The sequence below is a fragment of the Williamsia sp. Y712 genome, from assembly GCF_059445525.1.
This window is the reverse complement of the sequence record NZ_JCAIUN010000004.1, coordinates 633,102-645,082: the sequence shown is the minus strand read 5'-3', so window position 1 is coordinate 645,082 and position 11,981 is coordinate 633,102. Positions and strand designations below refer to the sequence as shown.

The following is an 11,981-nucleotide window of genomic DNA, read 5'->3' as shown; positions in this document are numbered from 1 at the left end:
CTGTGTGTGCCGGCGCCCGGTTGTCACAGATTCGGGCTGGTCGGCGTCTTGTGGCCATCAACCCCTGATGCGAGGAGAAAACGATGAATCGAACGACGCAGGTGATCGTGGTCGGAGGCGGTTTTGCGGGTGTGATGGCGGCGAACCGCCTGACTGGGCGCCCGGATCTCACGGTGACGCTGATCAATCCACGACCCGACTTCGTCAACCGGATCAGGTTGCACCAGGTGGTGGGTGGCACCCAAAAGGGAGTGACCGATTTCAGCAGTGTGCTTGCCAAGGAGGTTCGCCTGGTGGTCGACACGGTGGTGCAGATCGACACGGCCGGTCGCAGCGTGAGGCCGGCCTCGAAGGGGCGCCTCGACTACGACCATCTCGTGTACGCCGTCGGCAGTGGTAGTTCGATCCCGGGCGTCGTGGGCGGAGTTGAACACGCCTATCCGATGGCCACGCTCGAGGAGGCGCAACGCACCCGGCGCGTGCTGGAATGCACGCCCGCCGACGCACCGGTCACGGTGATAGGTGCCGGTGCCACGGGAATCGAGACGGCCGCCGAACTCGCCGAGCAGGGGCGTCCGGTGACTCTGGTCGGCGCCGGTGATCTGGGCCCCGGCCTCCACCCGAAGGGCCGTCGTTCGGTGTCCCGGGCGCTCGCTCGCGCCGGGGTGGCCGTTGTCGTCAATGCCCCGGTCGTCGAGGTGACAGGGGACGCCGTACGACTGGCGGACGGCACGGAGCTGCCGAGCGCGGTCACGGTGTGGACTGCCGGATTCGGTGTGCCCGATCTGGCGGCCCGTAGTGGGTTGAGTACCGATCCAGATGGTCGCCTGCTCACCGACGAGACCTTGACCAGTGTCGACGACGACCGCGTCGTGGCGGCCGGTGACGTGGCGGCGCCATCCGGTAGCCCACTGCGGATGAGCTGCCAGACCGCACTCCCGCTCGGTGCGCACGCCGCCGACACGATCCTCGCCCGAATCGCAGGCAGGCGACCGCCACCGATCACCATCGGTACCTTCGGCCAATGTATCGGCGTCGGAAGTCACTCCGCCACAGTGCAGTTCGCCTCCCGGGACGATGTTGCCCGCGGTCTCTACATCGGTGGCCGCGCCGGCGCGATGCTCAAGGCGAAGGCGTTGTCCGACATCGCCGGGAAGGTACTCCCACGCGAGGCGCGCAAGCCCGGGACATACCGCTGGAGGTTCTCGGATCAGGCGCGGCCACGCCGTGTCGGCGGTGTCGAGGTGCCTGCCGACTCGACTGCCGACGCTTCCCGCGATCGGATCTGACAGCGGGTCACCGGCTCAACGGGGTGATCTGGCGAAGAGATGTCAGCTTCTCGGGGTTCCGGACGTAGTAGATGGCAGCGACCAGGCCATCCTGCACGAGCATCGTCACCACCCCGTCGAACTCTCCGCCGAGCGTCATCAACAGCGCCTCGTGTCCGTTGACCAGGCGCCGTTCGGTCGAGATCTGCCCCGCGAGCCTGGGCAGTCCGGTGGTGAACATCCGCGCGACCCGGTCGGCACCGACGACTGGTCGGAGGATGGCCTTCTTGCGTCCTCCACCGTCTGCGAGAGCGACCACATCGGGCGCCAGGAGATCGACAAGGGCCTGCAGGTCGCCGGTGGTGACGGCCACCTGGAATGCGTCGAGTGCGGCGCGGGTCTCGCCGGCGGAGGCGGTGTCTCGGGGGCGTCGGGCGGTGACGTGCAGGCGGGCCCGGCGTGCGATCTGCCGGACGGCCGGTTGCGTTTTGTCCAGGGCCTGCGCCACGTCGTCGTATCCGAACTCGAAGACGTCACGGAGAACAAAAACTGCCCGCTCGGTTGGACTGAGGGTCTCGAGCACCAACATCATGGCCGTGGACAGGCTGTCGGCCAGTTCGACGTCAGCAGCCACGTCCGGTGAGGTCAGCAGAGGTTCGGGTAGCCATGCGCCGACATACGACTCCTTGCGGCGCCCGAGCATCCGAAGCCGGTCCAGCGCTTGTCTCGTGGTGAGTTTGACCAGGAAGGCCCGCGGATCACGCACCGACTCGAGGTCTGTGTCAGCGGCCCTCGCTGCCCACCGGATCCAGGCTTCCTGGAGCACGTCCTCGGCGTCGGCGGCCGAACCGAGCATCTCGTAAGCCACCGTGAACAGCAGGTTGCGGTGCTCGACGAATGAATCGGTCACCGGGTCGTTCCCGGGTCGGGTGGTCATGGGTACTCCTTCGTGTCAACGGTTGGGCACCATCGAGACGTCGGGGGTCGGCTTTCTGTGACAGATTTTGCACCGCATCTGCCCGGGGTGCGGTGAATCTGCAGGCAACCGCGACATCGCCGCTCGTAAACACGTGACAATTGGACCGGAAGGCGCGTAACGTCCAATTCAGTTAATCGCTCCTAACTGAAAGGTGGGCGCAGGTGTCCACAACCGCAGTCGCAGGCCAGTGGCGGCAAGCGCACGAAAAGAACGTCACCGAACTGCGAGAACGGCTCAATCGCGTTGCACGTGGCGGCGGTGACAAGGCCCGCGAGCGTCACCTGTCCCGGGGTAAGTTGCTGCCCCGCGATCGGATCGACACGCTGCTCGACGCCGGTAGCCCGTTCCTCGAGATCGCCCCGCTGGCGGCCGAGGACATGTACAACGGCAAGGCCCCGGCCTCTGGCGTGATCGCCGGCATCGGCCGGGTGGCCGGGCGGGAATGCCTGATCATCGCGAACGATGCCACCGTATCGGGCGGCACCTACTACCCGGTGACGGTCAAAAAGCACCTGCGCGCGCAGGAGATCGCGGCTGCCAACCACTTGCCGTGCATCTACCTCGTCGATTCCGGCGGCGCCATGCTGCTCGAACAGGACGATGTCTTCCCCGACCGCGATCACTTCGGCCGGATCTTCTTCAACCAGGCCAACATGAGTGCCGCAGGCATCGCGCAGATCTCGGCGGTCCTCGGCTCGTCGACAGCCGGTGGCGCCTACGTTCCGGCGATGAGCGACGAGACGGTGATCGTGCGTGATCAGGGCACCATCTTCTTGGCCGGTCCGCCGCTGGTGAAGGCTGCCACCGGCGAAGACGTCACCGCCGAAGATCTCGGTGGCGGACTCATGCACTCCACGGTGTCCGGCGTGACCGATCACCTCGCCGAGAACGACGAAGACGCCCTCGAACGGGTCCGCCGCATCGTGGCGACACTCGGACCGCAGGAAGCCCCCCAGTGGGATGTGCAGCCGGTGCGGGAACCGAAAGCCGCGCAGACGGATCTCTACGACATCGTCCCGACCGATGCCCGCACCCCTTACGACGTGCGCGCGGTCATCGAAACCGTCGTCGACGGCGGCGAATACAACGAGTTCAAGGCCGGATACGGCACCACGCTGGTGACGGCGTTCGCCCACATCCACGGACATCCGGTCGGAATCATCGCCAACAATGGCGTGCTGTTCAGCGAAAGTGCCCTCAAGGGAGCACATTTCATCGAGCTGTGCGACAAGCGCAAGATCCCGCTGGTGTTCCTGCAGAACATCACCGGCTTCATGGTCGGACGGGAATACGAGCAGGGTGGCATCGCCAAGAACGGTGCAAAGATGGTCACCGCGGTCGCCTGTGCCCGAGTTCCCAAGTTCACCGTGATCATCGGCGGCTCGTTCGGAGCCGGCAACTACTCGATGTGCGGCCGGGCGTATTCGCCCCGCTTCTTGTGGATGTGGCCCAATGCCAGGATCTCGGTGATGGGAGGCCCGCAGGCCGCCGACACCCTGGGAACGGTACGCCGCAACCAGATCGAACGCGGTGGCGAGCAGTGGGATCCCGCCGACGAGGAAGCCTTCAAAGCCCCGATCCGGCAGCAGTTCGAAAACCAGTCCGGCGCCTACTACTCGACCGCCCGGTTGTGGGACGACGGTGTCATCGACCCGGCCGACACCCGCACCGTGCTCGGGCTGGCGTTGGCTTCCGCACGCCGAGCGCCGTTGGCGCCGGTGTCCTACGGCGTCTTCCGGATGTGAGAGGCACCACCATGGCAACCAAGACAATCAAAAAAGTTCTCATCGCCAACCGGGGCGAGATCGCCTGCCGGGTCATCCGCACCCTTCGGGCTCAGGGAATCCGCAGCGTTGCAGTGTATTCCGATGCTGATGCCGATTCGCTGCACGTACGACTCGCCGATGAGGCCGTGCACATCGGACCCGCGGCGGCCACCGCGAGCTACCTCGACATCGACAAGGTGATCGGTGCGGCCAAGCGCGTCGGCGCCGATGCGGTGCACCCCGGCTACGGATTCCTCTCGGAGAACGCAGCTTTCGCGCGCGCTCTGCACGAGGCCTCGATCCTGTTCCTCGGCCCTCCGACCCGGGCCATCGAGGTCATGGGTGACAAGATCGCCGCCCGCGCCGCGGTTTCCGAACGTGATGTTCCGGTGGTGCCCGGTCTCTCACGGCCCGGTCTCGGCGACGACGAATTAATCGCGGCAGCAACCGATATCGGGTTCCCCGTGCTGATCAAGCCGAGCGCCGGTGGCGGTGGCAAGGGCATGCATCGGGTGGCTGATCCGGCCGATATGCCTGCGGCGCTGAAGACCGCGCGCCGTGAGGCCGGTGCCGCGTTCGGCGACGACACCCTGTTCCTCGAGCGGTTTGTCGACACCCCGCGTCATATCGAGGTGCAGGTTCTCGCCGACACCCACGGGAACGTCGTACACCTCGGGGAACGTGAATGTTCGCTCCAGCGGCGCCATCAGAAGGTGATCGAAGAGGCACCGTCGGCACTGCTCGACGCCACCACCCGCGCCCGGATTGGCGCAGCGGCCTGCGATGCCGCCCGCTCGGTCGGATACACCGGCGCCGGCACGGTGGAGTTCATCGTCTCGGCGAAGCGCCCCGACGAGTTCTTCTTCATGGAGATGAACACCCGTCTGCAGGTGGAACATCCGGTCACCGAGCTGGTCACCGGTATCGATCTGGTCGAGTGGCAGCTGCGGGTTGCGGCTGGCGAGAAGCTGGACTTCGGTCAGGACGATGTCACCATGACCGGCCACGCCATCGAGGCCCGCGTCTACGCCGAGGATCCGGCGGCCGGTTTCTTGCCGACCGGCGGTCAGCTGCTGTTGGTCGACGAGCCGAGCGGACCCGGAATCCGGGTCGACTCCGGCATCGTCACCGGCGGAGTCGTCGGCAGCGACTACGACCCCATGCTGGCAAAAGTCATTGTCCACGGCGAAGATCGCGCCGATGCGATTGAACGATTGGGCGCCGCACTGGCCGACACCCACGTGCTCGGGTTGCGTACCAACATCGATTTCTGCCGCTTCGTGCTCGATGAGCCGCGGGTACGCGAGGGCGACCTCGACACCGAGCTGCTCGATCGCCTCATCGTCGACTACACGCCGCCCGCCGTCCCGTCCGAAGCGTTGGCCCTGGTCGGCCTGCACCGAACCCGCCGGGCCCGACATGCGGGCACGCCGTGGACCTCGGAGGTCGGCTGGCGAATCGGCGGCGCTGCACCGACCCGGACGCGACTGCAGGTCGGCGACGAGAAGGTCACCGTGTCGGTGACCGGACCGGAGACCGATGCGCAGGTGGAAATCGGTGACTGGAACGCCTCGGCAGCGCTGCACGGCGAGCGCCTCACCGTTGACGGTGCCGGCGCACGGTGGCTCATCACCGAGTCCGATCCGGAGGCCGAATTGGGCCACGAGAACCACCAGAGTTACTGGATCAGTGGTCCAGGAGGCATCTGGGAGGTTGCCACCGCACACATCCTGCGGTCGTCGGCCGATGACGAAGCCCTCAGTGAGATCACCAGTCCGATGCCGGGAACCGTTGTGGCGGTGCTCAATCCCGGTGGCGAGGTGGTTGAGGCCGGCGCTCCGGTGCTGGTGGTCGAAGCAATGAAGATGGAACACACCCTGACTGCACCCCGCGCCGGTGATCTCACCGTCACGGTGAAAGTCGGAGACAAGGTGGCCGCCGGTCAGAAGCTGGCAACAGTCATCGACCCGGCCGCAGCCACCACCACGGAAGGAACACCCGCATGAGTGTCACCGATGACCTGACCACCGAATACGACGAACTCCGCAAAACCGTGGCCGATTTTGCGCAGCAGGTGGTTGCGCCGGTTTCGGCCAAACATGATGCCGAGCACAGCTTTCCGTACGACGTGGTCCGCCAGATGGGGGAGATGGGCCTGTTCGGTCTGCCGTTCCCCGAGGAATACGGCGGCATGGGCGGCGACTATTTCGCTCTTGCACTGGCACTGGAAGAACTCGGCAAGGTCGACCAGTCGGTTGCCATCACCCTGGAGGCCGGCGTCGGTCTCGGTGCGATGCCGATCTACCGGTTCGGCAATGAAGAGCAGAAGCAGACGTGGCTGCCCGATCTGACGGCCGGGAAGAAGTTGGCCGGTTTCGGTCTCACCGAACCCGGTGCCGGTTCGGATGCCGGGGCCACCGCCACCACCGCCAAACAAGACGGCGATCAGTGGGTGATCAACGGTTCCAAGCAGTTCATCACCAACTCCGGCACCGACATCACCTCGCTGGTCACGGTCACCGCGGTCACCGGTACGCGTTCGCCCGGCGCCGACGGCCGCCCGCGCAAGGAGATCTCGACCATCATCGTGCCCAGCGGCACACCAGGTTTCACGGCTGAACCGGCGTACAACAAAGTGGGCTGGAATGCCTCGGATACCCATCCGCTGAGTTTCGACGACGCCCGGGTGCCTGCAGAGAACATGCTCGGCGAGCGTGGTCGCGGCTATGCGAACTTCCTGTCGATCCTCGACGAGGGCAGGATCGCGATCGCCGCGCTGGCGACCGGTGTCGCTCAGGGGTGTGTCGATGAGAGCGTGAAATACGCCAAGGAGCGGCAGTCCTTCGGTCGTCCCATCGGCGACTACCAGTCGGTGTCGTTCTCGATCGCGCGGATGGAGGCGCGGGCTCACACGGCACGCACGGCCTACTACCACGCGGCGTCGAAGATGTTGGCAGGCAAGCCTTTCAAAAAGGAAGCGGCGATCGCCAAGCTCGTGTCCAGTGAGGCGGCGATGGACAACGCCCGCATGGCAACGCAGATTCACGGTGGCTACGGGTTCATGAACGAGTACCCCGTGGCACGTCACTACCGCGACTCGAAGATCCTCGAGATCGGTGAGGGCACCACCGAGGTCCAGTTGATGCTCATCGCACGTGAGCTGGGGTTCGCATGAGCACCACGCCGGGCAGTGAAATGAACACCAACTCCGGTGGGGAACCGAAACGAGTCACCCAGCGCGGTCTGTACTTCGAAGAGTTCGAGATCGACACCGTCTACGAACACCGCCCCGGCCGTACCGTGACCGAGGCGGACAACGTGCTGTTCACAACGCTGACGATGAACACCCAAGCCCTGCACCTCGATGCGGCGTTCGCAGCCGAGCAGCCGGGATTCGGTGGTCAGCGCCTGATCAATTCGATGTTCACGTTATCGACCATCGTGGGACTGTCGGTGAGTCAGCTGACCCAGGGCACTTTGGTGGCCAATCTCGGTTTTTCGGAGATCGCCTTCCCCAAGCCGCTCTTCGCTGGCGACACGCTGTACGCCGAAACCGTGTGCACCGGGAAGAGGGAAAGCAAATCCAGGCCCGGTGAAGGCGTGGTGTCCCTGCGTCATATAGGAAAGAATCAGCATGGTGACATAGTTGCTGTTGCACAGCGATCGACATTGGTTCGGAAGAACCCGTGACCATTGAGGTAGAACGCACAGGAGGGAAATCGATGACGAACTGGAGTCCACCGGGGCCGGCGATTTTGTTCGTCCCGGCCGATCGGCCGGAGCGATACGCCAAGGCTGCCGAACGTGCCGACGCGGTGATCATCGATCTCGAGGATGCGGTCCGACCCGAAGCCCGCGACGATGCGCGCGAGGCGTTGATCAACAACCCGATCGACCCCAACATCACCATGGTCCGGATCAATCCGGCGGGCACCGGCGATCATCTCAAGGATCTCAAGGCGCTGGCACAGACCGACTATCGCGTGGTGATGCTGGCGAAGGCCGAGAGCGCGGACCAGTTGCTGGCGATCGGATACCAGGTGGTGGCGCTGGTGGAGACCCCGCTCGGGGCCACCCAGGCCGATCAGATCGCCGCGGCGCCCAACTGCATCGGACTGATGTGGGGTGCCGAAGATCTGATCGCGGCGATGGGTGGCCGGTCGAGCCGGTTCACCGCCGCCGAGGAGAACGCCGGCCGGTACCGCGATGTGGCCCGTCAGGTTCGCGGCATGGTCCGGTTGGCTTGCGCCAGTCACGGACGTTTCGCCATCGACTCGGTACACATCGAGATCGCCGACACCGAGGGTTTGCAGTTGGAAGCCCTCGACGCGGTGAATCTGGGCTACGAGGCGACGGCATGTATCCATCCGTCTCAGGTCGATATCGTGCGGGCGGCATATCGCCCGACCGAAGACGAGGTCAAGTGGGCACGCGAAGTGCTCGCGGCCGCTGCGGACAATGTCGGCGGTGTCTTCCGGGTGGGCGGTCAGATGATCGATTCGCCACTGCTCGGACAGGCCGAGGCCATCATGCGAAGGGTTGATCCGGCAACAGCTTGACCAGGTGTGACCAGTGAGGAGACAACGATGTCTGACCGCTCGTCTACAAGGGGCGCCGAAAGCGTGCCGCGCTCGTACGCCAAAGGTGAAGAAGAACCACCGCTGCTGACGCTGACCATCGGCGAATCGCTTCGTGATACCGCGGAGCGATTCGCCGACAGTGAGGCCCTTGTCGATGTTCCGACGGGTCGCCGGTGGACATACGGGGAACTCCGGCAGCAGGTTCGCGCACTGGCCGCCGGGCTGTCGCGCAGTGGGCTGGGGCCCGGTGACCGTCTGGGACTGTGGGCTCCGAACTGTGCCGAATGGGTGCTGACCCAGTACGCCGCTGCGGAGCTCGGCGTCATCCTGGTGAACCTCAATCCGGCCTACCGGCAGACCGAGATCGAGTTCGCGCTGACCCAATCCGGCGCCCGCACCGTCATCGCTGCCCGTGAATTCCGTGGAGCCGACTACGCAGGCATGCTCTCCACCGCGCTGGGCAACTGCGACGCTCTGCAATCGGTGGTGTTGCTGGACAGCCCCGAGTGGGATGAGTTGTGCACCACGCCAACCGATTCCGAGCTCGCCGCTCTGGATGAGATCGCCGCGTCACTGAGCCAGGATGACGCGATCAACATCCAGTACACATCGGGAACCACCGGGAATCCCAAGGGCGCCACGCTGTCCCACCGGAACATCCTCAACAACGGCTACCTGGTCGGCGAGTTGTGCGGATACACCGAAGCCGACCGTATCTGTATCCCGGTACCGTTCTATCACTGCTTCGGCATGGTGATGGGTAACCTCGCGGCCACCACCCACGGTGCGGCGATCGTCATCCCCGCGCCGGGTTTTGATCCGTCATTGTCACTGAAAGCCGTTGCGGCCGAGAAGTGTACAAGCCTTTACGGCGTGCCGACGATGTTCATTGCCGAGCTGGCGCTTGCCGATTTCGACAGCTACGACCTCAGTTCACTGCGGACCGGCATCATGGCCGGATCACCGTGTCCGGCCGAGGTGATGCGGCAGGTCATCGACAAGATGCACATGGCCGAGGTGTCGATTTGCTATGGCATGACGGAGACCGCGCCGGTGTCGACACAGACGCGCACCGACGACACGTTCGACCGGCGGGTCGGCACGGTGGGCAGGGTCGGGCCACATCTGGAGATCAAGATCATCGACCCGGTCACCGGCAACATCGTCGCCCGCGGTGAGACCGGCGAGTTCTGTACCCGCGGGTACAGCGTGATGATCGGGTACTGGAACCAGCCGGACAAGACCGCCGAAGCGCTGGACACCGACGGTTGGATGCACACCGGCGACCTGGCGGTCATGGACAGCCACGGCTATGTCCAGATCACCGGCCGGATCAAGGACATGGTGATCCGCGGGGGAGAGAACATCTACCCACGCGAGGTCGAAGAGTTCCTCTATACGCACCCGGACATCCTCGATGCCCAGGTGATCGGCGTGCCCGATGAGAAGTACGGCGAGGAACTGATGGCGTGGATTCAATTGCGCGACGGTGCAGACAATTTCACCGTCGACGACCTCAATGCGTTTGCGGACGGCAAGATCGCCCGCCACAAGATCCCCAAATACGTGCACCTGGTCGACGAGTTCCCGATGACCGTGACCGGCAAGGTCCGCAAGGTCCAGATGCGTCAGCAGGCATTGCGGATTCTCGATATCTGACGCCGCATTGCCCGAATCGTCGGAGGGGTATTTCTGAGTAACAATTCGGGTCACGGTTTGCGAGATCGGACATTCGCAGATTTCGGTCCCGATGGAGCAAATCCTCTCGGCGCAAATGCATTCAGGCGACGCATGGCGATCGCCGTGTTTGAAAACGGTAAAAGAATCCGATCAAGGCGATCCGGCCGACCCGTGGAAACAGTGCGCATTCATGCTCGGTGGGTCTGTCCGCCGTTGCCGGTATCAAATATGATGATCAATGCGGCAAATACGCCGAGCTCAGGTACCGATCTGTGGTCACGATCAGAGAGTTCGGCCTGTTCAGGCACTGACCGTAGGTTGGAAGTAGGACAACCCGACCAAATCGGCCGCCGTCGGCCCAGGCGTATGTACTAGCGTGGGGCGCGACACCCAAGTCCTCGAACGCAGGAGTGGAAAATGAGCTATCAACCCGGGGGGTCCGGCTACGGCTCGCAGCAGCCGTACCAAGGCTCCCAGTACCCCGGCGCGGGACAACCCGAAGCCGGAGCGCCGCAATATGGCCAGGGTTACGGCCAGCAGCCGGCCCAGGGATACGGACAACAGCCTGCCGGGCAACAGGGTTACGGCCAGCAGCCCCCGCAAGGATATGGACAGCAGGGCTACGGCCAGCAGCCCTCGCAGGGCTATGGGCAACAGCCAACCGGACAACAGCCTGCGGGGCAGCAGGGCTATGGCCAGCAAGGTTATGGCTACGGCCAGCAGGGCTACTCGCAGCCCGCGGCGAAGCAAGGTCTGCCCGCCGCAATCGGGACCTACCTGGTCTACGCGCTCGGCGCCCTCGGTCTGATCAACTTCTTCCTCGGCTTCGCTCCTGTGATCGACATGGAGGGCCTCGAGAACAACCACATGTTCCAGTGGGAGGCCACTGCGCTGACGATCCTCGGTGCGGCCGGTCTGATCGCACTGTCGACGTTGCTGCTCAAGCAGGACACGAAGTTCAGCGGTGTGGTCGCCGGCATGTCGGTGATCGGCGGACTGCTGATCCTGTTCCAGTTCTTCACCAAAGGTGAAGGCGATGCAGGCATCGGATTCATCCTGGTGATCGTCTTCGGCATCATCCAGGCTGCCGTCGCGGTGGCATGGTTGCTGGTCGAAGCCGGAATCATCAAAACCGGATCGGCGGACGCCGCATCTACCACCGCGTCCACCTCGACCGGCTCGCAGCAGGCCGCGGCAGAATCGGCTCCCAGCTACGGACAGAGTGGCGGATACGGACAGGCGAGCGGGTACGGCGCAGGCTACGGCCAGGCATCGTCCGGTCAGAGCGCATCGGGTTCCGGCAGTCACCAGGCAGCGCAGAGCAATCCGTACGCGCAGACCGGTTACGGGCAGAATGCGCCGTCCGCCGCAGACACGGCCGGGCAGGGCAAGTCCGGAAGTTCGGATGCGACGACGGCAGTTCCGTCCGCGAACCCATCTGCCACACCGCAGCCGAGTAGCCCCTCGTCCGCGCAGCCGAGTGCTCCGTCGCCCGGTGCACATCCGGGGGCAACCTCATATCAGGCACCGGGAGCCTCGAGCTCCGAGGACCGCCCGGGCCAGGGCAGCGATCAGACAACACAGTTCAAGTCGCCGGAGCGCTAGAACTCTGCTTCAATCCGGTCCGGAAACAATTCCCGTACCGAAGTACACACCGGACAGTTGTGGCCAATGGCCGCAACCGTCCGGTGTGTTGCTTTATCCAGGT

At 64.6% G+C, this 11,981-nt stretch carries 9 protein-coding genes; 8 read left to right on the top strand and 1 reads right to left on the bottom strand.

Going from position 1 to position 11,981, the window contains the following annotated elements; all coding sequences use genetic code 11:
• The first annotated feature begins 83 nt into the window (after positions 1-83).
• The gene (locus AC1D75_RS26165) at positions 84-1,289 is read left to right on the top strand and encodes an NAD(P)/FAD-dependent oxidoreductase (RefSeq protein WP_495518221.1); all 1,206 of its coding nucleotides are present in this window, start codon (positions 84-86) and stop codon (positions 1,287-1,289) included.
• Between the two features lie 7 nt (positions 1,290-1,296).
• Here the strand turns inward: AC1D75_RS26165 and AC1D75_RS26160 are convergent, their stop codons facing one another.
• Positions 1,297-2,205, bottom strand: a complete 909-nt coding sequence (locus AC1D75_RS26160) for an RNA polymerase sigma-70 factor (RefSeq protein WP_495518220.1) — start codon at positions 2,203-2,205, stop codon at positions 1,297-1,299.
• A 203-nt stretch (positions 2,206-2,408) separates the two neighbouring features.
• Between AC1D75_RS26160 and AC1D75_RS26155 the strand changes: the two genes are divergently transcribed.
• From AC1D75_RS26155 to AC1D75_RS26125, 7 genes are all read left to right on the top strand, one after another.
• Entirely contained in the window at positions 2,409-3,992 is a 1,584-nt protein-coding gene (locus AC1D75_RS26155) for a carboxyl transferase domain-containing protein (RefSeq protein ID WP_495518219.1), read from the top strand.
• Positions 3,993-4,003: 11 nt separating this feature from the next.
• Entirely contained in the window at positions 4,004-6,019 is a 2,016-nt protein-coding gene (locus tag AC1D75_RS26150; RefSeq protein ID WP_495518218.1) for an acetyl-CoA carboxylase biotin carboxylase subunit, read from the top strand.
• Positions 6,016-7,188, top strand: a complete 1,173-nt coding sequence (locus AC1D75_RS26145; protein WP_495518217.1) for an acyl-CoA dehydrogenase family protein — start codon at positions 6,016-6,018, stop codon at positions 7,186-7,188. The genes AC1D75_RS26150 and AC1D75_RS26145 overlap by 4 nt, the downstream gene beginning before the upstream one ends.
• The gene (locus tag AC1D75_RS26140) at positions 7,185-7,703 is read left to right on the top strand and encodes a MaoC family dehydratase (RefSeq protein ID WP_495518216.1); all 519 of its coding nucleotides are present in this window, start codon (positions 7,185-7,187) and stop codon (positions 7,701-7,703) included. Before AC1D75_RS26145 ends, AC1D75_RS26140 begins: the two co-directional genes overlap by 4 nt.
• A gap of 32 nt (positions 7,704-7,735) precedes the next feature.
• Positions 7,736-8,572 (top strand): HpcH/HpaI aldolase/citrate lyase family protein, encoded by an 837-nt coding sequence (locus AC1D75_RS26135; RefSeq protein ID WP_495518215.1) that lies wholly within the window; start codon positions 7,736-7,738, stop codon positions 8,570-8,572.
• Between the two features lie 27 nt (positions 8,573-8,599).
• Positions 8,600-10,252, top strand: a complete 1,653-nt coding sequence (locus tag AC1D75_RS26130) for an AMP-binding protein (protein ID WP_495518214.1) — start codon at positions 8,600-8,602, stop codon at positions 10,250-10,252.
• 438 nt (positions 10,253-10,690) lie between these two features.
• Positions 10,691-11,878, top strand: a complete 1,188-nt coding sequence (locus AC1D75_RS26125) for a DUF5336 domain-containing protein (protein ID WP_495518213.1) — start codon at positions 10,691-10,693, stop codon at positions 11,876-11,878.
• Positions 11,879-11,981 lie beyond the last annotated feature (103 nt).

What these genes read in the sequence shown, in the direction of transcription:
- AC1D75_RS26165 (WP_495518221.1), top strand. Translation starts at nt 84, where the DNA reads ATGAATCGAACGACGCAGGTGATCGTGGTCGGAGGCGGTTTTGCGGGT.
- AC1D75_RS26160 (WP_495518220.1), bottom strand. Translation starts at nt 2,205, where the DNA reads ATGACCACCCGACCCGGGAACGACCCGGTGACCGATTCATTCGTCGAG.
- AC1D75_RS26150 (WP_495518218.1), top strand. Translation starts at nt 4,004, where the DNA reads ATGGCAACCAAGACAATCAAAAAAGTTCTCATCGCCAACCGGGGCGAG.
- AC1D75_RS26145 (WP_495518217.1), top strand. Translation starts at nt 6,016, where the DNA reads ATGAGTGTCACCGATGACCTGACCACCGAATACGACGAACTCCGCAAA.
- AC1D75_RS26140 (WP_495518216.1), top strand. Translation starts at nt 7,185, where the DNA reads ATGAGCACCACGCCGGGCAGTGAAATGAACACCAACTCCGGTGGGGAA.
- AC1D75_RS26135 (WP_495518215.1), top strand. Translation starts at nt 7,736, where the DNA reads ATGACGAACTGGAGTCCACCGGGGCCGGCGATTTTGTTCGTCCCGGCC.
- AC1D75_RS26130 (WP_495518214.1), top strand. Translation starts at nt 8,600, where the DNA reads ATGTCTGACCGCTCGTCTACAAGGGGCGCCGAAAGCGTGCCGCGCTCG.
- AC1D75_RS26125 (WP_495518213.1), top strand. Translation starts at nt 10,691, where the DNA reads ATGAGCTATCAACCCGGGGGGTCCGGCTACGGCTCGCAGCAGCCGTAC.